This is a genomic window from Streptomyces ficellus (genome assembly GCF_030406405.1).
Classification (GTDB): domain Bacteria; phylum Actinomycetota; class Actinomycetes; order Streptomycetales; family Streptomycetaceae; genus Streptomyces; species Streptomyces ficellus_B.
Map to the genome: position 1 here is coordinate 35,901 of NZ_JAUEPL010000022.1, position 24,193 is coordinate 60,093.

Genomic DNA, 24,193 nt, shown 5'->3' on the forward strand with positions numbered 1-24,193 from the left:
CGCGCCTACGCGCGCCTGTGGACAAGGCGGCCGGCCAGGACGGTCGCCACGCACGTCGAGGCGCCGAGCCGCACGAGGGCGGCCCGGTCCGGTACGTCGAACACGGCGAACCGCGCGGGGCCCCCGGGGGCCAGTCGCGGCAGCAGGATCAGCGGCACCGGCGAGAACGACGCGGGCCCCGGCAGGACCGCCGGGCGGCGGCCGACCGCGAGCCCGGCCCGGCGCACCGCGTCCAGGGCGGCGCGGGTGCGCAGTTCACCGGCGACGGCGACCGTTCCGTGCGCCAGCATCCGCCGCACCCCGCGCCGCGCGCTGGCGCCCTGACGGGACGCGTCGGCGAGGAAGATGGCCCGCGCCCGTTCCCCGGTGATCGGCTCGGTGCCGAACTCGGCGGCCTCGCGCGGGTCCGGGTGGTAGGTGCCTTCGAGGAGCTCGGGCCCGTACGGGTTGAGCAGCCCGGGGGTGAGGATGCCGGGCCACCGCCGCACCCGCGCCCGTGGATGAGCGGCGGCCAGCTCCTCGTACGGGCCGATGGCGGCGATGTGGGCGCCGTCGACCAGGACCGCGGACTCGGGCGAGGACTCGGCGACGTGAAGGGTCAGCACGGCGGCGTCAGTTGGCGTTCAGGAGCTTCAGCTCGGGATGGGCCGTGCCGCCCTCGATCGCCGTCGAGGAGATGTGGGAGGCCACGCGCTCGTCGACCGGGTCGTTCGCCGGGTCGTCGTGGACGACGATGTGCTCGTACGTCGTGGTGCGCTGCGCCGGCACGCGGCCCGCCTTGCGGATCAGGTCGATGATCTCCTGGCGGTTGGAGCGGTGCTTGGCACCGGCCGAGGAGACGACGTTCTCCTCCAGCATGATCGAACCGAGGTCGTCGGCGCCGTAGTGCAGCGACAGCTGGCCGATCTCCTTGCCGGTGGTCAGCCACGAGCCCTGGATGTGGGCCACGTTGTCGAAGAAGAGCCGGGCGATGGCGATCATCCGCAGGTACTCGAAGATCGTGGCCTGGGTGCGGCCCTTCAGGTGGTTGTTCTCGGGCTGGTAGGTGTACGGGATGAAGGCCCGGAAGCCGCCAGTCCGGTCCTGCACGTCGCGGATCATGCGCATGTGCTCGATGCGCTCGGCGTTCGTCTCGCCCGTACCCATCAGCATCGTGGACGTCGACTCGACACCCAGCCGGTGCGCGGTCTCCATGATCTCCAGCCACCGCTCGCCGGACTCCTTGAGCGGCGCGATCGCCTTGCGCGGCCGCTCGGGCAGCAGCTCCGCGCCGGCGCCGGCGAAGGAGTCGAGACCGGCGGCGTGGATGCGCTGGATCGCCTCCTCGACCGGTACGCCGGAGATCCGCGCCATGTGCTCCACCTCGCTGGCGCCCAGCGAGTGGATGACCAGCTGCGGGAACTCCCGCTTGATGGCGGCGAAGTGCTCCTCGTAGTACTCGACGCCGTAGTCCGGGTGGTGCCCGCCCTGGAACATGATCTGCGTGCCGCCCAGTTCGACGGTCTCGGCGCAGCGCCGCAGGATGTCGTCGAGGTCGCGCGTCCAGCCCTTGGCGGTGTCCTTCGGCGCGGCGTAGAAGGCGCAGAACTTGCACGCCGTGACGCACACGTTGGTGTAGTTGATGTTGCGCTCGATGATGTACGTCGCGATGTGCTCCGTACCCGCGTAACGCCGCCGCCGCACGGCGTCCGCGGCCGCGCCGAGCGCGTGCAGCGGGGCCGACCGGTAGAGGTCGAGCGCTTCCTCGGGGGTGATCCGCCCGCCCTCCGCGGCACGGTCCAGGACGGACTGAAGGTCGGCCTTCTCGCTCACCGGATGTCACCTTTCGGCGGTTTGCAGGGCTTCTGCGCGGACCGGCCCAGCCTACGCCAGCGTTTTCCGCCGCCCGCCGGAGCCCTCACCCGCCCTGCTTGGTCAGCGTGCCGGACGGCCGGCCCGCCGCCGCCTCGTCGGACTGGTAGTACAGGGTGCCGTCCTTGGTCAGGGTGAACGTCAGGTTGGCGGCGCCCCCGGTGCACAGGCCGGGAGAGCCGGGCCGGTCGGGGTCGGTGCGGTCGCGCACCTTCAGCCGGCGGGGTTCCACCGAGGTCAGCTTGCCGACGCTGTGGCACTCGGCCGTCATCGTCAGGACGGTCAGGGTGGCGGTCAGCCGCATGACGTCGTCACCCGGTTCGCCCTTGGTGATGACCACGGTGAGTTCGCCGTGCGGCGCGCCCTGGGCTTCCTTGGTGAGGCCCTTCCAGGTGCCGAGGAACTCCTTCGGTACGGAGGAGGCCGCCGCCGAGGCGTCCGGGCCGCCGCTGCTCGCGGACGGCTTGGGCCCGGCCGGGTCGGCGTCGTGGGGGCCGTCGTCGAACAGGCCCAGGAGGAACGCGCCGCCCACCGTCACCGCCGCCATGGCGCCCGCGACGGCGAGGGCGACCGTGCAGCTGAGGCGGCGGCCGCGGCCGGCCATGCGCTCCGACGCGGTGCTGACCGACAGGGACAGCGGCTTACGGGGCGGGGGCACCGCGTCCGGCGCCCCGCCCGGCGAACGCACCGCGCCCGGCGCCCCACCCCGCGAAGGCGCCGCAGGCGGCGGGGGCGCCCAGTCCGGGGTCGGGGGCGGGTCGATCGGGGGGCCGAAGACGCCCACCGCCGGGCTGCTGAACGGCACCGGTCCCGAGCCCGAGTGGTCCGCCGCCGGCTCCAGGTCCAGGAGCCGTACCGCCGCCCGGCTGACCTGCTCGACCAGGGGGCCCGGCAGCCAGCCGCCCGCCACCAGCGCGGCCGCCCCGCCCGGAGCCAGCCGGCCCGCGACCTCGGCCGGCACGGGGCGGGCCGCCGGGTCCTTGGCCAGGCACGCGGTGACCAGCTCCCGCAGCTCACCGGTGAGGGCGCCGCCCAGCTCCGGCTCCTCGTGGACCACCTTGTAGAGGAGCGCCGCCGAGGAGTCGCCCGGGAAGGGAGGGGCGCCGGTCGCCGCGTACGCCAGGACCGCGCCCAGCGAGAACACGTCCGCCGCGCCCGTCACGCCTTTGCCGAGGATCTGCTCGGGCGCCATGTAGCCGGGCGAGCCGACCGAGACTCCGGTGGAGGTGAGCGACGCCGAGCCGTCCGTGGCGCGGGCGATCCCGAAGTCGATGAGGCGCGGCCCGTCCAGGGCCAGGAGCACGTTCGACGGCTTGACGTCCCGGTGCACGAGCCGCAGCCCGTGCACGGCGGCCAGGGCCTCGGCGAGTCCGGCGCCCAGCGCCCGTACGGAGTGCGTGGGCAGCGGGCCGTGTCCGGTGACGGCCGCGGCGAGCGACGGCCCGGTGACGTACCCCGTCGCCACCCACGGAACGGGAGCGTCCGGGTCGGCGTCGAGCACCGGCGCGGTCCACTGCCCGCCCACCAGCCGCGCCGCCTGGACCTCCTTGCGGAACCGGGCCCGGAACTCCTCGTCCTGGGCGAAGTGCGGATGCACGACCTTGACCGCGACCGTGCGGCCGCCCTCGCTGCGGGCGAGGTAGACCCGGCCCATACCGCCCGCGCCGAGTCTGCCGAGCAGCCGGTAGGGACCGATGGTCCTCGGTTCACCGGCTTCCAGCGGCTGCATGCGCGTCCCCCCGATTCGTACGTCCTTCGTACGTCCCTCGTACGTCCCTCGTACGTCATGGCACTTCGTACGTCATGGCGACGTGGTCGCGTACAGCAGCGTAGAGGTCCCGCGTGGGCGGGATCACGGGGATCGACCGCTCAACGCGGCCAACCTGTGCGGCCGTTCCGGCATCTACCTGGCCGTAAATGCCCCGAAAGACCCGGAGTGCTCCTATGAAACGTCTTGTCGCCGCCGTCGCCCTCGGCTCGCTCGCCCTGGTCACGCTCACGGGCTGCTCGGACGAGGGCGCCCCGGTCTCGTTCGACGGCCCGAGCGCGTCGGCACCCGCGCCCGCGACCGGAAAGGGACGGGCCGCCGCCGCCAAGACGCTGATGCCCACCGGTCCCAAGGCCGAGTTCACCACCCAGAACACCCTCTCCGACGGCACCAAGATCGGCGTGACGACGCTGCACGGCGAGAAGTCGGGCTTCACGGGCAAGGTGTGGGTCTGGGCGCCCCCGCAGTACTTCGACCCGACGTACGCCCGCAGCGGCTTCCCCGTACTGATCGCCCTGCCCGGGGGCAACGGCTATCCGAACAATTACTGGATGGGCACCGACCTGAAGCTGCAGAGCAGCATCAGCGAGTGGTCGAAAGAAGGCAAGAGCCTGCCCTTCATCGTGGTGATGCCGGTCCTCAACCCGGACGACAAGCACTACTACGACGGCAGCGATATCCCGGGGCAGCCGAAAATGGGCACCTGGATGACGGAAGACGTTCCCGATTTCGTCAGGGCGAATTTCCGTACGTTCACCTCGCGGGACGGCTGGGCGTTCATGGGTTCGTCGTCCGGCGCCTTCGTCGGACTGAAGTCCGTACTGAAGCACCCGGACAAGTTCAAGGCCGTCATCGCCTCCGGCCCGGACCTCGTGCCGGACTCGCCGCTGTGGTCCGGGCACGAGGCGCAGAAGCAGGCGAACAATCCTGAGAAGCTGGCCAAGGCGCTGGGCGCGCAGCCGGACACGAAGGACCATGAGGTCTATCTGGCGTTCCAGGTGGGCAGCAAGGAATCCGGCCTGGGCAACGTCGAATCGTTCATGAAGACGTACACCAAAGGCCCGGTCAAGACCCGCCTCCAGGTGATCCCGGACGGCGAGCACAACGCCAGGACCTATGTGAAGGGCATGGGGGACGGCTCGATCCAGTGGATCAGCCGGCACATGCAGGCCCCCATCCCCTCCCCCTAGGCATCCGTCTCAGAGGTCCGTCTCAGCGGTCCGTGCTGAGCAGTTCCACCCGTACGTCGGCCGGGAACCCGGTCGTCGGCCCGGTCCGGCGGGCGAACTCCCGCACGCCCGCGAGCTGCTCGGCCGAGAAGCGGAAGTCCAGCGTCGTGAAGTACCGCTCCAGCAGCGCCGCGTCGAACGCCTCCCAGCGCGCGGCCTGCTCGGCGACCTTCGCGACCTCCTCCAGCGACAGGTCGCGCGAGGCGAGGAACGCCTCGTGCACCTGGCGTACCGTGCCCGGCTCGCGGGCCAGGTAGTCCTTGCGCACCGCCCAGACCGCGAAGACGAACGGGAGCCCCGTCCAGTCCTTCCACATCTGCCCCAGGTCATGGACGTGGAGCCCCAGCCTGGGGGCGTCGTGCAGGGAGGCACGCAGCGCGGCGTCCCCGATCAGGACCGCCGCTTCGGCCTCCTGCATCATCACGCCGAGGTCGGGCGGGCAGGTGTAGTAGTCGGGGGTCACCCCGTGGCGCTCGGCGAGCAGCAGCTGCGCCAGGCGTACGGAGGTGCGCGAGGTGGAGCCGAGGGCGACCCGTGCGCCGTCGAGCCGCTCCAGCGGCTGCTGAGAGACGATCACGCAGGACATGACGGGTCCGTCGCAGCCGACCGCGAGGTCGGGGAAGGCGACGAGACGGTCGGCGTTGCGCAGGTACTCGACGAGGGTGATGGGCCCGATGTCGAGATCGCCGCGCACCAGCTGCTCGCTGAGCTTCTCCGGGGTGTCCTTCGTGAGCTCAAGGTCGAGGAGCGTTCCGGTGCGGGCCAGGCCCCAGTAGAGGGGGAGGCAGTTCAGGAACTGGATGTGTCCGACGCGGGGCCGGCTCCGCGGGTGGTCGTCGGTTGAATGGTCCACATTGCGAGGCTAGACCCGTCCTGCGGGCCCGGCCGCGCCGGGCTGGCCGTCAGCGCCGCCGCGACTTTCAAACGTCCGGGTGACGTGATCTTTGCCTCTACCCATACGCGCACACTGCGTGCTAGGCTCGACGCAAGTTGCAGTTTGGTTTCCCTTGCAGTACAGAGCCTGCGGAGCATGTAACCCGCAGGCTTTTGTAGTTTTCAGACTTGTTTGGCAGGTTCTGGAGCAGGGCAACCCTTTGGCCCATAGGAGGGCTTATGGCTACCGGAACCGTCAAGTGGTTCAACGCTGAAAAGGGCTTCGGCTTCATCGCCCAGGACGGCGGCGGCCCGGATGTCTTCGTCCACTACTCCGCGATCAACGCGTCTGGCTTCCGCTCCCTCGAGGAGAACCAGACCGTGAACTTCGACGTCACCCAGGGCCCGAAGGGCCCGCAGGCGGAGAACGTCACCCCGGCCTAGTTGCCCGGGTCGGCGATCGCGCACGACTTAGCAGTACCAAGGAGCCCTTTTCCGTGACGGCCGCGAGGCTGTCACGGAAAAGGGCTTCTGCCCTTTGTCCTCCTCGTCACCGTGCGGGGCCGCCTACGATCGATGGCATGACCGAACGCAAACCGCCCGGCGTCAGCTTCGAGTCATGGGTCGACAGGCAGATCCGCGAGGCGATGGAACGCGGCGACTTCCAGAACCTGTCCGGCTTCGGCAAGCCCCTGCCCGACGACACCGCCCCGTACGACGACCTGTGGTGGGTGAAGGGCAAGATGCACCGCGAGGGCATCGCCCCCGTCCTGCCGCCCGCGCTCGCCCTGCGCAAGGAGGCCGAGGACGCGCTGGAGGCGGTGGGCCGCGCGTCCTCGGAGACGCAGGTGCGGCGGATCGTCGCCGACATCAACGAGAAGATCACGGCGGCCCTGCGCCGCCCGCCGGCCGGCCCACCGCTGCGACTCGCGCCGTTCGACGCGGAGGAGCTGGTCCGGCAGTGGCGGTCCCGTCGCACCTGAGCCTCAGCGCACGAGCCAGTCCGCGGGCCCGGGTGCGGGCGGCGGGCGCGGGCGGCGGGCGCGGGTGGCGGGGGTGATCCGCCTCACCGGGACGGTGACCAGCGCTGCCCGTCCATGAGGTTGCCCAGGCCCGTCCAGGCGAAGTTCATCAGGGTCGCGGCCGCCTCCTTGGCGGACACCCCGGGCGTCTCGTTGGCCCACTGAGCCAGCGACTCGGCCGCGCCCACCAGCGCCTGGGCGAGCCCGGCCACGTCCCGGTCGCCGAACGCGGGGTCCTGGTGGGCCTCCCGGGCCGCCTCCCCTATGAGGCCGGTCACGAACGCGGCCATCTCGTCCCGCATGGCGGCCACTTCCGCGGCGAACGGCTCGCCGTGCGTACGCGCCTGCTGGTGGAGCACCGCCCAGCCGTCCGGGTGCTCAGCGGTGTGCGTGAAGAACGCGGTGAGCCCCGCCCACAGTTGCCGGTCGGCCGGCAACCCGGGCTCTGCCGCGTCCCGTTCCACGGCGTCGCGTACGGCGGCGATGAGCGCGGCGGCCTCGCGGCGGATGCAGGCGGTGAAGAGCTCCTCCTTGGAGTTGAGGTACAGGTAGACCAGCGGCTTGGACACGCCCGCCAGTTCGGCGATCTCGTCCATCGACGCCGCCCGGTACCCCCGCTGCCCGAACGTCCGCACGGCCGCGTCCAGCATCTGCCGCTCCCGCACGGCCCGCGGCATGCGCTTGGCCTTCGCGCTCGGCCCCGCGCCCGTGCTCTTCGACACCCGTCCTCCTACTCCTCGGTGATCGGTAAGCCTACGGCCGACCGGAAGGGCGCGCGCCGCGCACCGAGCGGAGGCATATGCGCCGTTCACCACTGAAAGTGTGCATGTCACTCCAGTAGGTGATATTCCGGAACGCCGGTGAGCTGCTTCCCTACAGGCGTCGCTCTTTGTCAGACGCTCCCGAACGGAGTAACTGCATGAGGCTGTCCGCTCGCCACGCATGCGTGGCGCTGCTCCTGCTGCTCCCCCTCGCCGCCGCCTCCGCCTCCGCCTCCGCCGCCTCCGCCGCCTCCGCCGACGACGAACCCGCCCCGCTGCGCACCACCGCGGCGCCCATCGCCGACCAGTACATCGTCACCCTGAAGTCGGGCACGGCCTCGGCCGAGGTCACCCAGCGGCTCGGCATCACCCCGCTGTACGAGTACACGAGCGTGCTGCGCGGCTTCACGGCGAAGCTGAACGCCTCCCAGTTGGAGACCGTACGCCGCTTCCCTGACGTCCAGGCCGTCGAGCAGGACGCGGTCGTCACCGCAGGCCCTCTGCGCGAGAACCGCGCCCCGGCGGCCAGTTGGGGCCTGGACCGCATCGACCAGCCGTACCTGCCGCTCAACCAGCAGTTCACCGTGTACAGCACCGGCGCGGGTGCCACGGCCTACATCATCGACTCGGGAATCGACTACGCGCACGCGGAGTTCGGCGGCCGTGCCGTGCCCGGCTTCGACGCGATGGGCGACGGCAGGAACGGCCAGGACTGCGCCGGTCACGGCACGCATGTGGCGGGCACCGTCGGCGGGGCCACCTACGGGGTGGCCCGGCAGGCGACCCTGGTCAGCGTCCGCGTCCTCGGCTGCGACGGCAAGGGCTCGTGGGGCGGCATCATCGCCGGCTTCGACTGGGTCGCGAAGAACGCCAGGCAGCCGGCGGTCCTCAACGGCTCCCTGGGCGGCCCGAAGAACATCGCCGTCAACCAGGCGGCCACCGCCCTCTCGGACAGCGGCGTCCTGCCGGTGCTCGCTGCCGGCAACGACGCGATCGACGCCTGCAACGTCTCGCCCGCGAGCGCCGACCGGGTCCTCACCGTCGGCGCGACCGACCACCAGGACCGGGAGACCAGCTTCTCCAACTACGGGCCGTGCCTGGACATGTACGCCCCCGGCGCCGCCATCGTCTCCGCCAGGCTCGGCGGCGGCAGCGTCGCCCTGAACGGCACCTCCATGGCCAGCCCCCACGTCGCCGGCGTGGCAACCCTCCTCAAGTCCCGCTACCCCTCGGCGACCCCCGCGCAGGTCTACACCTGGCTCAGGGACCAGTCGGTCAAGGACATCCTCGTAGTGAGCAAGTCCTCCCCCAACCGCCTCCTCCAAACCGCCGGCCTCTGACCACCGGCCTCCGCCGCGCGCGAAAAGGTGCCCCCACCGGCCGGCCGGCCGGTGGGGGCACCCTCACGTCAGCCGTCCTGTGCCCGGCGAGCCGGTCGTTTGATCGGTCGGCCTGCCGACCGCTTTGATGTCGGCAGTCAACGGGAGGTTGTCGCGGGCATGAGGACCAAGCGGTCGCTGGGGCGGCGGTTCCGGTGGCTGTGGGCGGCGTACGCGGTCAGCACGTTCGGTACGTGGCTCGCCTTCGACGCGTTCCCCTTGATCGCGATCCTTGTCCTGCACGCCGGCCCGGCGGAGGTGTCGGTGCTGGCAGCCGCAGGGGCGGCGGTAGGTGCGGCGGTGGCGGTACCGCTGGGACCATGGGTGGAGTTCCGCCGCAAGCGGTCCGTGATGGTCGCGATGGACCTGGTCCGGTTCGCGGCGCTGATGAGTGTCCCCGCCGCGTTCGCGCTCGGCCGGCTCACCTTCGTCCAGCTCCTCGTCGTGTCGGTCGTCGTCGCCGCGGCCGGCATCACGTTCAGCGCGGCCGCCGGCGCCTGCCTGAAGGCCCTCGTACCGCCCGAGGACCTCCTCGTCGCGAACGGGAGGTTCGAGTCCACGACCTGGACCGCCACCGTGCTCGGACCGCCGCTCGGCACGGCCGCGATCGGGCTGTTCGGCCCGGTGATGACCGTGGTGGCCGACGCCGTCAGCTACGCGCTCTCGGCATTGGGCATCCGCGCGATCGGCGGCAAGGAGCCACGCCCCGTACGCACCGGCGCACCACCACGACTCCGGGCCGGCGACCTGCTCGAAGGGTGACGCTGCATCCTGGCCCACCCGGCGCTGCGCCCGCTGTTCTTCAACACCGTCCTGGTGAACGGCCTGATCATGGCGACCTCGCCACTGCTCGCCGTCCTCATGCTCGCCGACCTCGGCTTCCCGCCCTGGCAGTACGGCCTCGCCTTCGCGGTGCCCTGTGTCGGCGGCCTGATCGGGGCACGGATGGCCCCCGGACTGGTCGCCCGGGCCGGCCGGCACAAGGTCCTGGTCATCGCCGGGGCGCTGCGGGCGTGCTGGTCGTTCGGGTTGGCCTTCGTCTGCCCCGGCACTGCCGGGCTGGTGCTGGTCATGGCCGTCGAGTTGGGTCTGATCACCTGCATGGGCGTGTTCAACCCGGTGTTCGCCACCTACCGGCTCGACCACACCCCGACGGACCGGCTCGTCCGCACCCTGTCCGCGTGGTCGGTCACCGGCAAGGCCACGACCGCGGCCATGATCGGCCTCTGGGGGCTGCTGGCCGGTCTCGCAGGCCCCCGCACCGCGATCGCCATCGCCGGCGTCCTCCTCCTGACCACCGTGCTCCTGCTCCCCGGGCGGGACGGAACAGGACCACATGACTCAGGAGCGGCGTACGACAGTGCCCCCGGTCAGCAGACCGGGGGCACTGTCGGGTGACGCTGCGTCAGGCCGCGACCGGCACCGTGACCTTCTGCTCCGCCTCGCGGACGTCGTAGTCGTCGACCGGCGAGGCCGAGGCCGCGTTGTACGCCTCGTGGTCGAGGATCTTCTCGCGGGCGGCGACGATGACCGGGACGAGCGCCTGGCCGGCGACGTTGGTGGCGGTGCGCATCATGTCGAGGATCGGGTCGATCGCCATCAGCAGACCCACGCCCTCCAGCGGCAGGCCCAGCGTGGACAGGGTCAGCGTCAGCATGACGGTCGCGCCCGTCAGACCGGCGGTCGCCGCCGAGCCGATGACCGACACGAAGGCGATCAGCACGTAGTCACCGATGCCCAGCTGCACCCCGAAGATCTGCGCGATGAAGATCGCGGCGAGCGCCGGGTAGATCGCGGCGCAGCCGTCCATCTTCGTCGTCGCGCCGAACGGGACGGCGAAGGAGGTGTACTCCTTCGGGACGCCCAGCCGCTCGGTGACCTTGACCGTGACCGGCATGGTGCCCACCGACGAGCGGGAGACGAACGCCAGCTGGATCGCGGGCCAGGCGCCCTTGAAGAACTGGAGAGGGTTGACCTTGGCGACGGTCGCCAGCAGCAGCGGGTAGACGCCGAACAGCACCAGCGCGCAGCCGATGTAGACGTCGGCGGTGAAGGTGGCGTACTTGCCGATCAGGTCCCAGCCGTAGTCGGCGATGGCGTAGCCGATGAGGCCGACGGTGCCCAGGGGCGCCAGGCGGATGACCCACCACAGGGCCTTCTGGAGCAGCTCCAGCACGGACTCGCTCAGGGTGAGGATCGGCTGGGCCTTCTCGCCGAGCTTCAGGGCGGCGATACCGGCGACGGCGGCCATGAAGACGATCTGGAGGACGTTCAGCTCGGCGAACGGCGTGATGACGTTCTCCGGGATGATGCCGGTGAGGAAGTCCAGCCAGGAGCCGGCCTTCTCGGGCTTCTCGCCGTCCCTCGGGGTCAGGCCGGTGCCCGCGCCCGGGTTGGTCAGCAGGCCGATCGCGAGGCCGATGGCGACGGCGATCAGCGAGGTGATCATGAACCAGAGCAGGGTGCGGGTGGCCAGCCGGGCGGCGTTGTTGACCTTCCGCAGGTTGGTGATGGACACCAGGATCGCGAAGAAGACGAGCGGGGCGACGGCCAGCTTCAGCAGCTGGACGAAGATGTGGCCCACCTTGTCGAGGGTGGTGTGGAGCCACTGCACGTCATAGGTGCGGGTGATCCAGCCGAGGATGACGCCGAGGACGAGACCGGCGACGATCTGGGCCCAGAAGGGCACCTTGGGTATGCGGCGGGCGGGCTGGGTATCGGGGTTCGCGGTGCTCGCGGACGCGGACACGGACACACTCCAGTGGTACGTATCGGGGAATACGGGACGAGGGGTGCGGCGCACGCGCCTTACGGCGGCGCCGCTGCATGATGCCGGGTCAGACTTCGCGGCAACAGACCGCGGACATACAGCGGCACAGGTCGACATGCAGGCGCGCCACGAGCGGGATGCTCATGGCGTCGGCTTGGAGGCGCACTGCTGTCTTCACGCTGAACACGTTAACACTTGAACTTTGAGAACCTCAAAGCTGTTCTTTGAGGTACGGGCGTCGCCCGGAACGCCAACACCCCCGTGCGAAGCGCGGCTTCGGCACGGGGGTGCGTACGAGCGTGTGAGTCACATCACTGGGCGGTGGCGTCCTCCTGGGACCGGCTGGCCTCCAGGCGGGCCTTCGCGCTGTCGACCTTCTCGACGATCTGCGCGGACATCGCGTCACGCTGCTTGCGCAGCAGCACGAAGCTGAGCGGCGCCGACATCACGATCGAGAGCAGCAGCACCCACAGCAGGTTGGAGTCGCCGAGGCCGCGCGGCAGCACACCGACGTACACCAGACCCCACAGGACGAGGAAGCAGCCGGCGAAGACGCCGAGACGCATGAGGGTGTACTGGATCGTGGCGCTCGTGCGGGCTGAAGCGGACACGGCGTGGCCTTCTTCCTTCGTGTTCCTTCGTATGGCATTCCTGCCTGACTAGTGAAGCACGTGGCGAATTGATCAGTTCAAGGGGAGCAGCATGATGATGTCGTCGCGGTCATCGCCGTCCGCGACCCGGATGGCGCCCGGTACGCGCCCGACCTCCTTGTAGCCGCAGGAGGCGTAGAACCGGTCGGCACCGGTACCGCCGCGGCAGGTGAGGCGGATCGCCTCGATGCCCTCGAAGCCGCGTACCGCCGCCTCCGTGGCCGCCATGAGGTCGCGCCCGCACCCCTTGCCCTGGTGGCGGGGGTGGACCATCACGGTGTAGAGCCACACCCAGTGCCTCATCAGCCGGTGCGTGTTGTACGTGATGAACGCCGTGGCGGCGACGGTGCCGTCCTCGTCGCGGCCGACGACGAGCCGGGTGCGGCCCTCGGCCATGGCGGTCAGGTGCTTGACCCACTCCGGGCGGATGTCATCGGGCGTCACGGGCGGGACGAAGCCGACGGAGCCGCCCGCGTTGGAGACGTCCGTCCACAGGGCGAGGACGCCGTCGCGGAGGGCGTGGTCGACCTGGGGGTCCAGTTCGAAGTTCAACGGCATGCGTTCGACGATAAACGGCTCAGCCGAGGGCCCGCGCGGCTATCCGCAGGTCGGACACCAGGCCCGCGTAGACCGCTTCCCGGTCGTCCGCGCGCAGCACGGCGGACGGGTGGATGGTGGCGAGGAGGCACTCGCCGCGCTCCTCGTGGCCGGGGAAGGGCAGCAGCATGCCGCGCTGTTTGGTGACCCGGAAGGAGGAGCCGAGCAGCGCCTTTCCGGCGGTCGCGCCGAGGGCGACGATGATCTCGGGGTCGACGAGCCGCAGCTCGGCCTCCAGCCACGGCCGGCAGGCGGTCATCTCGCGCAGGCTGGGTGCCTTGTGGATGCGGCGCTTGCCGCGCTCGGGCACGAGCTCGAACTTGAAGTGCTTGACGGCGTTGGTGACGTACGTGTCGCCGGGCTCGATCCCGGCCTCGTCCAGGGCCCGGGTCAGCACCTTGCCGGCCGGGCCGACGAACGGCGCCCCCTGCCGGTCCTCCTGGTCCCCCGGCTGCTCGCCGAGGAGCATCACGCGCGCGTGGACGTTCCCGGCGCCGAACACGGTCTGGGTCGCGTCGCGGTGCAGCGGGCAGCCCCGGCACCCGGCGGCCGCCTCGCGCAGCGCCTCGATCCCGCCGCTCCCGGGCACGAACGGCTCGGCGGTGTACGCCTCCTCCGGCGCGGTCTTCGTACGACTGGCCATGCGGCCCGGGTACCCCCGGGGCGGTGGGCCAACCCAAGGCCCCAGGGCTCCCGGGACGCCGGGCACCCACGAGGCAGGGCGCCCACGACGCAGGCCGCCCGCGAGGCAGGGCTCCCGGGACGCAGGGCACCCACGAGGCAGGGCTCCCGGGACGCAGGGCGCCCACGACGCAGGCCGCCCGCGTCAGACGCGCATGGGCTGCGGCGACTCGCGGCGGTCGGGGTCCGGGCCCGGGTACTCGCGGATGATCTCGTACCGCGTGTTCCGCTCCACCGGGCGGAAACCGGCGTCCCGGATCAGCTCCAGCAGGTCCTCGCGGCCCAGCTTGTTGGGCGTGCCGTAGTTGTCCGCGTCGTGCGTGATCTTGTACTCGACGACCGAGCCGTCCATGTCGTCCGCGCCGTGCTGGAGCGCGAGCTGCGCGGTCTGCACCCCGTGCATGACCCAGAAGACCTTCACGTGCGGGACGTTGTCGAACAGCAGCCGGGAGACGGCGAACGTCTTCAGCGCCTCCGCGCCCGTCGCCATGGTGGTACGCGCCTGGAGCCGGTTGCGGACCTTGCCGTCCCGCACGTCCACGAAGTCGTGCTGGTAGCGCAGCGGGATGAAGACCTGGAAGCCGCCGGTCTCGTCCTGGAGCTCACGCAGCCGCAGCACGTGGTCCACCCGGTGGCGCGGCTCCTCGATGTGGCCGTACAGCATCGTGCACGGGGTCTTGAGACCCTTCTCGTGCGCGAGGCGGTGGATGCGGGACCAGTCCTCCCAGTGGGTGCGGTGGTCCACGATGTGCCGGCGGACCTCCCAGTCGAAGATCTCCGCGCCGCCGCCGGTCAGCGACTCCAGACCGGCTTCGATCAGCTCGTCGAGGATCTCGGAGGCGGACAGCCCGGAGATGGTCTCGAAGTGGTGGATCTCGGTCGCCGTGAAGGCCTTGAGGGAGACGTTCGGGAGCGCCTTCTTCAGCTCGCTGAGCGAGCGCGGGTAGTAGCGCCACGGCAGGTTGGGGTGGAGCCCGTTGACAATGTGCAGCTCGGTGAGGTTCTCGTTCTCCATCGCCTTGGCGAGGCGGACGGCCTCCTCGATGCGCATGGTGTACGCGTCCTTCTCGCCCGGCTTGCGCTGGAACGAGCAGTACGCGCACGACGCCGTGCACACGTTGGTCATGTTGAGGTGCCGGTTGACGTTGAAGTGCACGACGTCGCCGTTCTTGCGCGTGCGCACCTCATGGGCGAGGCCGCCGAGCCAGGCCAGGTCGTCCGACTCGTAGAGGGCGATGCCGTCCTCACGGGTCAGCCGCTCCCCGGACCTGACCTTCTCCTCCAGCTCACGCTTGAGGCCCACATCCATAGATGCAGTCACGCGGCCGCCTCCCATACGTCTACCAATCGGGCTCCACCACCGTACTCCCCCGCACTTCTCCGGCGGGGGGACCCCCATTGACGCTCCGCGTCAGCCCTCCTCGGGCAATTCGCCGACCCGGTTCTCCCACTTCGTGGAGAGCACGATCGTCGTACGGGTCCGGGAGACGCCCTTCGTCCCCGACAGCCGCCGGATCGTCTTCTCCAGTCCGTCCACGTCGCTCGCCCGCACCTTGAGCATGTACGAGTCGTCGCCCGCGATGAACCAGCAGTCCTCGATCTCCGCCAGGTCCCTCAGCCGGCGCGCCACGTCCTCGTGGTCGGCGGCGTCGGAGAGCGAGATGCCGATGAGGGCGGTGACGCCGAGGCCGAGCGAGGCGGCGTCGACGGTGGCCCGGTAGCCGGTGATGACGCCCGCCGCCTCCAGGCGGTTGATGCGGTCGGTGACGGAGGGCCCGGAGAGCCCGACGAGCCGGCCGAGCTCGGCGTACGAAGCCCTGCCGTTCTCCCGCAGAGCCTGGATGAGCTGCCTATCCACGGCGTCCATATGCCTGAAGCCTTCCATTATCCAGCGATACCGCGAGTTTAAGTGTAAATCCAAGGCACGCAGGGTCGACACCCTGCGATCTTTCATTCCATCAACATTGAGCGGCCCATGCGGTCCAGCCGATCGGTGCCATCGATAACACCGAGGCGATCGAGGCGATCGGGACCACGGCCTACGCCCACACGCGGCCCTCGCCGCCGGAGCCAGGCCGCCGACATGCGTCAGTCACCGCGCGATCCTCCCCCCAGCTCCCCCTTCCAGCGGCGGTACAGCCGATGCGGCACTCCCGCCGCGTCCAGCACCCGCCCCGCGACGAAGTCCACCAGGTCCTGGATGTGCGTCGCGCCCGCGTAGAACGCCGGAGAGGCGGGAAGCACCACGGCGCCCGCCTCGTCCAGCGCCACCAGATGCCTCAGCGTCTGTCCGTTCAGCGGGGTCTCCCGCACGGCGACGACCAGCGTCCGCCGCTCCTTGAGCGTCACGCTCGCGGCCCGCTGCAACAGGTCCTTCGACAGCCCCAGCGCCACCCCCGCCACACACGCGGTGGACGCCGGCACGATCAGCATGCCCTTGACGGGGTACGACCCCGACGACGGCCCGGCCGCGAGATCGCCCGCCGCCCAGTGCCGTACGTCCGCGACGTCCACCCGGAACGTGCCCGGCTTCCCATCCGCGCCGCGACTCAGCCACTCCCGCAGGTCGTCGCGCCAGTGCGCGTCCCGGAAGGCGATCCCCGTCTCGTCGAGCAGCGTCAGCCGTGACGCCCGGGACACCACCAGGTCCACGCTCTCGCCCGCGGCGAGCAGCCCGCGCAGCACGGCGGCGGCATACGGGGTCCCCGACGCCCCGGACACCCCGACGACCCACGGGCGACGCTGCACATGTACCGGCTCCACGCGGCTGAGCCTATCCGGCTCAGCGGGTACGGAACCGAGCAAGGTGACCCGGACGTTACGGGGGTGGACACGCTGGACACCACAGGGGGCTGCGATGGCGGGTACGGCAGGCGGCGGGGTCGCCGCGCGGAGCGGCGCCGACCGGGTCAAGGCGGCCGCGAAGCTGATCGTCGCATGGGTGGCGCTGCTGTGGGTCCTGGAGGCGGTGGACCTCGCGAGCGGCCACGCGCTGGACGAGTTCGGCATCACACCGCGGGAGTTCACCGAGCTGCGCGACATCGTGCCGGCGGCGTTCCTGCACTTCGGCTTCGGCCATGTCGCGGCCAACACCGTCCCGCTGCTGGTCTTCGGCTTCCTCGCCGCCCTGGGCGGCATCCGCCGCTTCCTGGCCGTGGCCGCGCTGATCGTCGTGGCCGACGGCGTGGGCGTCTGGCTGGTCTCCCCCGCGTACAGCAACACGGCGGGCGCGTCCGGCCTGATATTCGGCCTCTTCGGCTACCTGCTGGTGCGCGGGTTCGTCGACCGCAAGCCGCTGGACATCGTGGTGGGCCTGCTGATCGGCGCGACCTGGGGCAGCACGATCCTGCTGGGCGTCACGCCCACCGAGTCGGGCGTCAGCTGGCAGGGCCACCTGTTCGGCCTGCTGGCGGGTGTGGCGGCCGCGTTCGTCTTCCGCCGCCGCACCCGCACGGCGCCGGCGCTCACAGCCTGAGGCCGCGCACCGCCAGGTCGGCCAGCGCGCAGACGAACAGGGCGATCCCAATGAAACCGTTGACGGTGAAGAACGCTCTGTTCAGGCGGGACAGGTCGTGCGGGCGCACGATCATGTGCTCGTAGACGAAGGCGGCCGCGACGATCACCAGGCCCGCCCAGAACAACACCCCGGCCCCGGTGGCCAGCGCGTACCAGACCAGCAGCCCGGTGGTGACCACATGGCAGCCGCGGGCCCCGTACAGCGCCGCGGGGATGCCGAAGCGGGCGGGGACGGACTTCACGCCGTGGGCGCGGTCGGCCCGGACGTCCTGGCAGGCGAAGATCAGGTCGAAACCGCCGATCCAAACGCCCACGGCCAGGCCCAGGATCACCGCGTCCCAGGACCACGCCCCGGTGACCGCGATCCACGCGCCGACCGGGCCCATCGCCTGGGCGAGCCCGAGGATGGCGTGCGGGAAGTCGGTGAACCGCTTGCCGTAGGGATAGACCACCATCGGTACGACCGCGAGGGGCGCGAGCGCCAGGCACAGCGGGTTCAGCAGGGCCGCGGCGCCCAGGAAGATCACCAGGGCCACCAGCGCGCCGGTCCACGCGGAGCGCACGGACACCGCCCCGGTGACCAGTTCGCGGTTGGCGGTGCGCGGGTTACGGGCGTCGATCTCGCGGTCGATGATCCGGTTGCAGGCCATCGCGAACGTCCGCAGGCCGACCATCGCGACGGTGACCAGCAGCAGGTCGAGCCAGTGGACGGTGCCGTCCAGCTGGAACATCGCGGTGAGCGAGGCGATGTACGCGAAGGGCAGCGCGAAGACCGAGTGCTCGATCATCACGAGCCGCAGGAACGCGCGCGTACGCCCCGGACGCGGCGCCGCGGCCGCCGACGCGGATTCGGCGGTCACAGGCCGTACTCCTTCCAGCGGCGGTCCACCAGCGCCGCCGTCGCCGGGTCGGACTCGACCATGTCCGGCCAGCCGCCGTCGCGCGTGTAGCCCTCCTCGGGCCACTTCCTGGTGGCGTCGATGCCTGCCTTGCCGCCCCAGAACTGCTGGTAGGAGGCGTGATCCAAGTGGTCCACCGGACCTTCCACGACGGTGAGGTCACGGGCGTAGTCCGTGTTGCCGAGCGCCCGCCACGACACCTCGTGCATATTGCGGACGTCGCAGTCGGCGTCCACGATCACGATCAGCTTGGTCAGCGACATCATGTGCGCGCCCCAGATGGCGTGCATGACCTTCTGCGCGTGCTTCGGGTACTTCTTGTCGATCGAGACGATCGCGCAGTTATGGAAGCCGCCCGACTCCGGCAGGTGGTAGTCCACGATGTCCGGCACGATGATCTTCAGGAGCGGGAGGAAGAAACGCTCCGTCGCCCGGCCCAGCGGCCCGTCCTCGGTCGGCGGGCGGCCCACCACGATCGACTGCAACAGCGGGCGCCTGCGCATCGTCACGCAGTCGATGGTGAGGGCGGGGAAGGGCTCCTGCGGGGTGTAGAAGCCGGTGTGATCGCCGAACGGCCCCTCGGGGAGCATCTTCCCCGGCTCCAGCCAGCCCTCCAGGACCACCTCCGCCTGCGCCGGGACCTGGAGCGGCACCGTCTTGCAGTCGACCATCTCGATCCGCTTCCCCTGGAGGAAGCCCGCGAACAGGTACTCGTCGATGTCCTCCGGCAGCGGCGCCGTGGAGGCGTACGTCACCGCAGGCGGCGCCCCGAACGCGATCGCGACCGGCAGCCGCTCACCGCGCCGCGCGGCCACCTGGTAGTGGTTGCGGCTGTCCTTGTGGATCTGCCAGTGCATGCCGATGGTGCGCCGGTCGTGGCGCTGGAGCCGGTACAGGCCGAGGTTGCGGATCCCGTTCTCGGGGTGCTTGGTGTGCGTGAGGCCCAGATTGAAGAAGGACCCGCCGTCCTTCGGCCAGGTGAACAGCGCCGGCAGCGCGTCCAGGTCGACGTCGTCGCCCCGCAGCACCACTTCCTGCACGGGCGCGTCCTTGACCTTCTTCGGCGGTACGTGGGTCATCGCGCCGAGCTTGCCGAAGGCCTCCCGGACCCCGATGAAGCCGCTCGGCAGCTCCGGCCTGAGCAGCCCGCCGATCTTCGCGCTGATCTCGTCGTACGACCTCAGGCCCAGCGCCTTGAGCAGCCGCCGGTCGGTGCCGAAGACGTTCATCGCGAGCGGCATGGCGGAGCCGCGGACGTTCTCGAAGAGGAGCGCGGGCCCGCCGGACTTCTGGACCCGGTCGACGATCTCCCCGACCTCCAGATGGGGGTCGACTTCGGCCTTGATGCGCTTGAGGTCGCCTTCGCGCTCCAGCGCCCTGAGCAGCGAGCGGAGATCGTCGTAAGCCATGGGGTCAAGTATCCGGTACCGGTTACTCTGGCCTTGTCACCGGGGCTGACGAAACGCGGCCCGCCACTGCTTCCAGGGGGCTGTCCCACATGCTCAGGGCGTTGATGTACATCCTGCCGCTGGCGCTGACGATCTATGCGTTCATCGACTGCCTGAACACGCCCGAGGACGAGGCCAGGCACCTGCCCAAGGTGGCGTGGATCTTCATCATCCTGCTCTTCTGGATCGTCGGGCCGATCGTCTGGTTCGCCGCCGGCAAGCTGCGCCACGCCCCGGCCGGTGGCGGCACCCCTTCTGAGTGGCACCGGAACCATCGCACCGAGTGGGTCGCCCCGGACGACAACCCCGACTTCCTCAAGTCCCTGAAGGACGAGAACAAGAAGGACGAGGCTCTCCTCAAGGACTGGGAGGCCGACCTGCGCCGCCGCGAGGAGGAGCTGAAGAAGAAGGGCGAGCAGGACGGGGACGACGACCCCAAGCGGCCCTGACCCCGCACACCCCTTCGCGGCAGCCGCCCGACGCCATCACGAGTACGTGACGGAACGCCGTACCCCTGACGCGGTCAACGGTTCGAAAGTAACCTTGACTTGACGGTGGGTCACGGGGGGTGGCGGTGGACAGAGAGCTGTACGGCCGCGAGGCGGTCCTCGACGACTCCGGTCTGGCCGCGCGGCTGACCGGCCTCACCCCGTACGGCTTCGCCGGGCTCGCCTACGAGCACGGCGACGACCCGCCCGTCACCGTCTTCACCGGCGGCCGCGGCATGGGCAAGACCGCGCTGCTCAAGCAGGTGCGCAACGCCTACCGGGGCGGCACCCCGCTCGCCCTGCTGGACTGCGCGCACATCGAGCCGCCCGCCGGTCACGGGCCCGGCTGGAACCCGCTGACCGGGGCCCTCGCGGAGCTGGCCGTCCAGCTGTCGCCGCGGGTGCTCACGGCCAGGCCGGTGGAGTTCCCCCGGCTCGCCCTGGGCCTGGCCGCGGTGGCCGCGACCGGCTGGTCGCAGGAGGACGACGAGCTGGCCCGGCGCGACCTCCAGCGCCTCGGGCCGGTCCTGGCCACCGTGGACGAGACGAAGGGCGCGGCCACCACCTGGGTGTCCAAGGTGCTCGCCAAGCTGGCCGCGACGGCCGCCGAGTCGACGGCGCCGCTCGCCGGGCTGCTGGCCGAGGCGACGGTGGAGACGGTCCTGGAGGAGGTGTTCGGGCGCTACCAGCGCAAGTCCAAGGCGTGGTACGGCTCCTACCGCAACGCCGGCGGCAGGGGCGAGATGGGGTTGCACCAGCTGGCCGTCGACTTCGAGCTGGGCGGCCGCCGCCGGGACGAGGCCGAGGCGTTCCTGGTCGGCGCGCTGGTGGAGGACCTGCGCGCGGCGTACGTGGGTCTGACCCGTCGCGGGACCCGGCGGGGCCGCCCGCTGGTCCTGCTGGACAACGCCCACCTCCCGCTCGGGCGGCGCCTGGTGGAGCCGATCCTGCGGGAGCGCAGCGCGGGCCGCCGCGACGAGGTCGTGGTCATCGCCTCGTCGCTGGACCGTGACCACGAGGGGCTGCGCCACGCGACCCGGCTGCGCCTGCCGGAGGTCGCGCACCGGGCGCCCTGCCCACGGGGCGCGGACATCACGTCGGGCGTCCTCGCCGTGGAGCTCACGCCCCTGAGCCCGGACCGGACGCGGGACCTGTTCGACCGGTACGACACGGCCGGGCGCGCCCCGGCCGACCTGTCGCGGGCGGTCCACCGGCTGACCGGGGGCCGCCCGCTGGGGGTGGCGCTGCTGGGGCGGGCGGTGGGCGGCGTGCCGGCGGCGGAACGCGGCGGGCTCACGCCGGGCGCGCTGCTGGACCTCGCCGTGGAGCTGCGCGAGGACACCGGTGCCGTACCGGTCGCGGCGACCCTGCTGGCCGAGCTGCTGCCGCGCGGGCTGCGCCCGGACGTGGCGGCGGTGCTGGCGGCCGCCCGCGACGAGGAGTCGGCCCGGGCGCTGGCCCGCACCCGGCTGCGCGGCGTGTCCGTGGAGGGCGACATGGCCCTGTGGGTGCGGGACGCGCTGCGGGCGGACGGCTGGCCGGAGGGGCCCGAGCACTTCGTGGCCGATCCGCTGCTGCGCGCGCTGCTGCTGCACCGGCTGCGCTTCCACGACGGCGACGCGCCCATGTACGCGGCCTGGCGCGCGGTCCACGAGACGCTGCACCGCCACTACGGGCCGGAGCCGACCCCGTACCGCCTCCGGCAGGAACTGGCGCTGGGCCGGACCGAGGAGGCGGTGACCCAGCTGCGGCTGGCGTTCCCGGAGCCGGACGTACGGGGCTGGCTGGACCGGCTGCGCCTCATCGCCTCCGCCCCCTACCCGCGCGAGCGGCACCACACGGGCCCGGACCCGCGCCGCGCGGTGGCCCTCGGCGAGGAGCCGGGCGGGCCGATCCCGGCAGGGCTGGACGCGGACGCGGCCGGGCTGCACCTGGGCGTGCGGCGGCTGCTGCACGCGGTGTGGCTGCTGACCGATCCGCTCGCGCTGCCCGACGACGACGTGATCGACAAGCTGGTGCACGAGTTGCGCCAGCTGTCCGGCCGGCATCTGACCGGCACCAGTCCGCTGTGGGAGGCGGCCACCCACTGGCCGAAGGACATCCGTGCCTGGCGGGCGCTGTCGGTGCCGCCGGGGCGGGAGGACGGAGTCTGACGTGCCCCACCCCCTTCGCTACCGGGTCTTCTACACCACCCGGCAGAAGATCGTCACGAGTGCGCTGGTGCTGGCGCTGCTGGCTTGCGGCACCGTCTACGCCGTCAAGCGGCTGACCACCCCGGAGGATCGTTCCTGCGCCCCGGGTGTCGCACGTCCCGTCGGCAGTGAGGAGTGCGTCGGGGTGTCGGGCGACGGCTTCGACTTCAGGGTCGGGGAGCTCACCGATGTCGCCAGGGCCATCGCCCGCGAGAACGGCAAGCTGACGGCGGGCGAGTACGCGACGGTGGCGCTCCTGCTGCCGCTGACCTCCACGAGCCCGGGGCTGAGGACGAAGGTGCTGCACGAGGTGCAGGGCGCCTTCGCCCAGCAGTACGAGGCCAACAACAGGTCCAACAGCCAGGTTCCCAAGATCCGCCTGGTCCTCGCCAACACCGGCAACGGCAACGCCCACTGGCGTACGACCGTGGCGGACCTGAAGGCCATGACCGGCGCGCCGCACCACCTGCGCGCGGTCTCCGGCATAGCCACCAGCAGCACCCCGGTCAGGCAGGCGGTGACCGAGCTGACCCGTGCGGGCATCGCGGTCGTGGGCACCACCATCACCGCCGACGACCTCGCCAACGGCCCCGGCCGCACACCGTTCCCCGGTCTCGCCCGCGTCTCCCCCACCAACAGCGACGAGGCGAAGGCCCTCGCCCACTTCGGCCGGGTGGACGCGGCCAAGGCCGTCCTTGTCCATGACGCCCGCGCGGGCGACCACTACACGGACACGCTCAAGAACGCCTTCTCCACGCTGCTGGCGAGCTCCCCGTACCAGCCGCATCTGTTCACCTCGCCCAAGGACCCGACCGACGAGGGCACCACCGCCAACACCTTCCGGCAGATCGCCCTCCTGCTGTGCACCACGCGCGCGGACACCGTGTTCTTCGCCGGGCGCCACACGCAGCTGCGCCAGTTCATCAACGCGCTCGGGGCGCGCGGCTGTACGCACCGCGCGTTCACCGTGCTGACCGGCGACGAGGGCTCGTACCTGGGCGCGGACGGCCGGCTCGACCGCAGGGTGCTGGGCGCCGGGCTGACCGTCCGCTACGCCGCGCTCGCCCACCCCGACGCGTGGCGGGCGGCTCCCGGGAGGACGGTCCCGAAGACGGGCGGGTCGCCGGCGGCGTACGGGAGGTTCCTGTCGATGATGAACACGATCGCCTCGCGGGAGGTGGGCCCGGTGGGCAGGAGCGAACTCTCCGACGGGCAGTCGATCATCGGGTACGACGCGATGGCGACGGCCGTGCACGCGATCCGGCAGGCGACCGTCCAGGGCGAGCGGCTGCCGGCCCCGGAGGACGTGGGGTTGCAGTGGCCGCAGGTGACGGGCTCGCTGCGGGTGGAGGGCGCGAGCGGCTGGATCTGCCTGGACAACCACGGCAACCCGTACAACAAGGCGGTGCCGGTGGTGGAGCTGACGCGCGGCGAGCCCCGGTTCGTACAGATCGCCTGGCCGGAGGGGAAGCCGCCGACCGGCGAGTGCCTGCCCCCGCGCAAACCCTAGAAGCCCTTACGTGGCTCCGTAGTCGCGGGCCTCGTACTTGTCGCGCAGCTCCTGCCAGCGCTCGCGGGACCAGGCCGGCCAGTCGGCCGGTTTCCCGTCCAGCGCCTCGAAGAGGTACGTGAAGTGGTCGTGCCAGTCGGCCAGGCGGTCCAGCCGCACCTCGTCCGTGCCCCGGAACTCGTGCAGGAACCGCAGCACGGTCGTCTCCGGCCCGCCGTTGCCCGGCTCCAGGTGCAGCCGGATGCGGCCGTCCGGTTCGAGCGTGTACTCCACGATCCGCTCGACGTCCCACGCCGTGATCGTCCCGGTCCCGACCGTGCCGGTGGTGAGCCGGCGCAGGATGACGGTTCCGCCGAGGTGCGGCTCCAGGACCTCCGTCTCGGCGAGCCAGCCGCGCAGGCCCCCCGGGGTGGAGATGGCGAGCCAGACGCGCTCCGGGGGGTGCGGCAGGGGCACCGCGAACCGCACGATGTGGGTGTCGCCGTGGGTCTCGGTCCTGCCGGGAGGTATCGGATCAGCCATACCTCCAGCCTCGCGCGGGCAGTGGCCCGGCGCTACC

General features: G+C 71.3%; 23 protein-coding genes and 1 pseudogene. 9 read left to right on the forward strand and 15 right to left on the reverse strand.

Going from position 1 to position 24,193, the window contains the following annotated elements:
* Nucleotides 1-5: 5 nt before the first annotated feature.
* The 3 genes from QWM81_RS16220 to QWM81_RS16230 form a co-directional block, all read right to left on the reverse strand.
* Nucleotides 6-605 (reverse strand): imidazolonepropionase-like domain-containing protein, encoded by a 600-nt coding sequence (locus QWM81_RS16220; RefSeq protein WP_290112705.1) that lies wholly within the window; start codon nucleotides 603-605, stop codon nucleotides 6-8.
* A gap of 7 nt (nucleotides 606-612) precedes the next feature.
* The gene (gene mqnC, locus QWM81_RS16225; protein ID WP_290112706.1) at nucleotides 613-1,812 is read right to left on the reverse strand and encodes a cyclic dehypoxanthinyl futalosine synthase; all 1,200 of its coding nucleotides are present in this window, start codon (nucleotides 1,810-1,812) and stop codon (nucleotides 613-615) included.
* 85 nt (nucleotides 1,813-1,897) lie between these two features.
* Nucleotides 1,898-3,580: a serine/threonine-protein kinase gene (locus QWM81_RS16230; RefSeq protein WP_290112707.1), complete on the reverse strand. Its 1,683-nt coding sequence runs from the start codon at nucleotides 3,578-3,580 to the stop codon at nucleotides 1,898-1,900.
* 215 nt (nucleotides 3,581-3,795) lie between these two features.
* Between QWM81_RS16230 and QWM81_RS16235 the strand changes: the two genes are divergently transcribed.
* Entirely contained in the window at nucleotides 3,796-4,809 is a 1,014-nt protein-coding gene (locus QWM81_RS16235; protein ID WP_290112708.1) for an alpha/beta hydrolase, read from the forward strand.
* A 22-nt stretch (nucleotides 4,810-4,831) separates the two neighbouring features.
* Here QWM81_RS16235 and QWM81_RS16240 read toward each other — a convergent pair whose 3' ends face one another.
* Nucleotides 4,832-5,701 (reverse strand): menaquinone biosynthetic enzyme MqnA/MqnD family protein, encoded by an 870-nt coding sequence (locus QWM81_RS16240; protein WP_290112709.1) that lies wholly within the window; start codon nucleotides 5,699-5,701, stop codon nucleotides 4,832-4,834.
* 260 nt (nucleotides 5,702-5,961) lie between these two features.
* Here QWM81_RS16240 and QWM81_RS16245 point away from each other — a divergent pair, with 260 nt between their 5' ends.
* Nucleotides 5,962-6,165 (forward strand): cold-shock protein, encoded by a 204-nt coding sequence (locus tag QWM81_RS16245; RefSeq protein ID WP_030012116.1) that lies wholly within the window; start codon nucleotides 5,962-5,964, stop codon nucleotides 6,163-6,165.
* 137 nt (nucleotides 6,166-6,302) lie between these two features.
* Nucleotides 6,303-6,704, forward strand: a complete 402-nt coding sequence (locus QWM81_RS16250) for a DnaJ family domain-containing protein (protein WP_290112710.1) — start codon at nucleotides 6,303-6,305, stop codon at nucleotides 6,702-6,704.
* 83 nt (nucleotides 6,705-6,787) lie between these two features.
* Here QWM81_RS16250 and QWM81_RS16255 read toward each other — a convergent pair whose 3' ends face one another.
* Nucleotides 6,788-7,420: a TetR/AcrR family transcriptional regulator gene (locus QWM81_RS16255; RefSeq protein ID WP_290112763.1), complete on the reverse strand. Its 633-nt coding sequence runs from the start codon at nucleotides 7,418-7,420 to the stop codon at nucleotides 6,788-6,790.
* A gap of 242 nt (nucleotides 7,421-7,662) precedes the next feature.
* Here QWM81_RS16255 and QWM81_RS16260 point away from each other — a divergent pair, with 242 nt between their 5' ends.
* Together QWM81_RS16260 and QWM81_RS16265 are read left to right on the forward strand one after the other, a co-directional pair.
* Nucleotides 7,663-8,844 carry a S8 family peptidase gene (locus tag QWM81_RS16260; protein ID WP_290112711.1) on the forward strand — a complete coding sequence of 394 codons (1,182 nt, stop codon included), beginning with the start codon at nucleotides 7,663-7,665 and terminating at the stop codon, nucleotides 8,842-8,844.
* Nucleotides 8,845-9,003: 159 nt separating this feature from the next.
* A pseudogene (locus QWM81_RS16265) lies at nucleotides 9,004-10,281 on the forward strand (MFS transporter).
* A 7-nt stretch (nucleotides 10,282-10,288) separates the two neighbouring features.
* Here the strand turns inward: QWM81_RS16265 and QWM81_RS16270 are convergent.
* The 7 genes from QWM81_RS16270 to QWM81_RS16300 form a co-directional block, all read right to left on the reverse strand.
* On the reverse strand, nucleotides 10,289-11,632 hold the full coding sequence (locus tag QWM81_RS16270; RefSeq protein WP_290112712.1) for a dicarboxylate/amino acid:cation symporter: 1,344 nt from the start codon (nucleotides 11,630-11,632) through the stop codon (nucleotides 10,289-10,291).
* Between the two features lie 332 nt (nucleotides 11,633-11,964).
* Nucleotides 11,965-12,219, reverse strand: coding sequence for a DUF4229 domain-containing protein (locus tag QWM81_RS16275; protein WP_290112764.1), 255 nt, complete (start codon nucleotides 12,217-12,219; stop codon nucleotides 11,965-11,967).
* Between the two features lie 117 nt (nucleotides 12,220-12,336).
* Entirely contained in the window at nucleotides 12,337-12,861 is a 525-nt protein-coding gene (locus QWM81_RS16280) for a GNAT family N-acetyltransferase (RefSeq protein ID WP_290112713.1), read from the reverse strand.
* A gap of 19 nt (nucleotides 12,862-12,880) precedes the next feature.
* Nucleotides 12,881-13,543 carry a UdgX family uracil-DNA binding protein gene (locus QWM81_RS16285; protein ID WP_290112715.1) on the reverse strand — a complete coding sequence of 221 codons (663 nt, stop codon included), beginning with the start codon at nucleotides 13,541-13,543 and terminating at the stop codon, nucleotides 12,881-12,883.
* A 183-nt stretch (nucleotides 13,544-13,726) separates the two neighbouring features.
* Nucleotides 13,727-14,890 (reverse strand): aminofutalosine synthase MqnE, encoded by a 1,164-nt coding sequence (gene mqnE / locus QWM81_RS16290; protein WP_290112765.1) that lies wholly within the window; start codon nucleotides 14,888-14,890, stop codon nucleotides 13,727-13,729.
* A gap of 102 nt (nucleotides 14,891-14,992) precedes the next feature.
* Complete coding sequence (locus QWM81_RS16295; RefSeq protein WP_290112716.1) at nucleotides 14,993-15,448, reverse strand: Lrp/AsnC family transcriptional regulator; 456 nt, start codon at nucleotides 15,446-15,448, stop codon at nucleotides 14,993-14,995.
* Between the two features lie 221 nt (nucleotides 15,449-15,669).
* Nucleotides 15,670-16,344 (reverse strand): UbiX family flavin prenyltransferase, encoded by a 675-nt coding sequence (locus QWM81_RS16300; protein ID WP_290112718.1) that lies wholly within the window; start codon nucleotides 16,342-16,344, stop codon nucleotides 15,670-15,672.
* Nucleotides 16,345-16,438: 94 nt separating this feature from the next.
* On the opposite strand from QWM81_RS16300, the gene QWM81_RS16305 reads away from it, so the two are divergent.
* Entirely contained in the window at nucleotides 16,439-17,056 is a 618-nt protein-coding gene (locus QWM81_RS16305) for a rhomboid family intramembrane serine protease (RefSeq protein WP_290112720.1), read from the forward strand.
* On the opposite strand, the gene mqnP is transcribed toward QWM81_RS16305, so the two are convergent.
* Together mqnP and QWM81_RS16315 are read right to left on the reverse strand one after the other, a co-directional pair.
* Nucleotides 17,046-17,957 (reverse strand): menaquinone biosynthesis prenyltransferase MqnP, encoded by a 912-nt coding sequence (mqnP, locus tag QWM81_RS16310; protein ID WP_290112721.1) that lies wholly within the window; start codon nucleotides 17,955-17,957, stop codon nucleotides 17,046-17,048. The genes QWM81_RS16305 and mqnP overlap by 11 nt on opposite strands.
* Nucleotides 17,954-19,405, reverse strand: coding sequence for a menaquinone biosynthesis decarboxylase (locus QWM81_RS16315; RefSeq protein WP_290112722.1), 1,452 nt, complete (start codon nucleotides 19,403-19,405; stop codon nucleotides 17,954-17,956). The genes mqnP and QWM81_RS16315 overlap by 4 nt, the downstream gene beginning before the upstream one ends.
* Before the next feature lie 89 nt (nucleotides 19,406-19,494).
* On the opposite strand from QWM81_RS16315, the gene QWM81_RS16320 reads away from it, so the two are divergent.
* From QWM81_RS16320 to QWM81_RS16330, 3 genes are all read left to right on the forward strand, one after another.
* Nucleotides 19,495-19,893 (forward strand): PLD nuclease N-terminal domain-containing protein, encoded by a 399-nt coding sequence (locus QWM81_RS16320; protein WP_290112723.1) that lies wholly within the window; start codon nucleotides 19,495-19,497, stop codon nucleotides 19,891-19,893.
* Between the two features lie 119 nt (nucleotides 19,894-20,012).
* Nucleotides 20,013-22,085 carry a hypothetical protein gene (locus tag QWM81_RS16325; protein WP_290112724.1) on the forward strand — a complete coding sequence of 691 codons (2,073 nt, stop codon included), beginning with the start codon at nucleotides 20,013-20,015 and terminating at the stop codon, nucleotides 22,083-22,085.
* Nucleotide 22,086: 1 nt separating this feature from the next.
* Nucleotides 22,087-23,634 carry an ABC transporter substrate-binding protein gene (locus tag QWM81_RS16330; RefSeq protein WP_290112725.1) on the forward strand — a complete coding sequence of 516 codons (1,548 nt, stop codon included), beginning with the start codon at nucleotides 22,087-22,089 and terminating at the stop codon, nucleotides 23,632-23,634.
* 6 nt (nucleotides 23,635-23,640) lie between these two features.
* Here the strand turns inward: QWM81_RS16330 and QWM81_RS16335 are convergent, their stop codons facing one another.
* Nucleotides 23,641-24,156, reverse strand: a complete 516-nt coding sequence (locus tag QWM81_RS16335; RefSeq protein ID WP_290112726.1) for an SRPBCC domain-containing protein — start codon at nucleotides 24,154-24,156, stop codon at nucleotides 23,641-23,643.
* Between the last annotated feature and the right edge of the window lie 37 nt (nucleotides 24,157-24,193).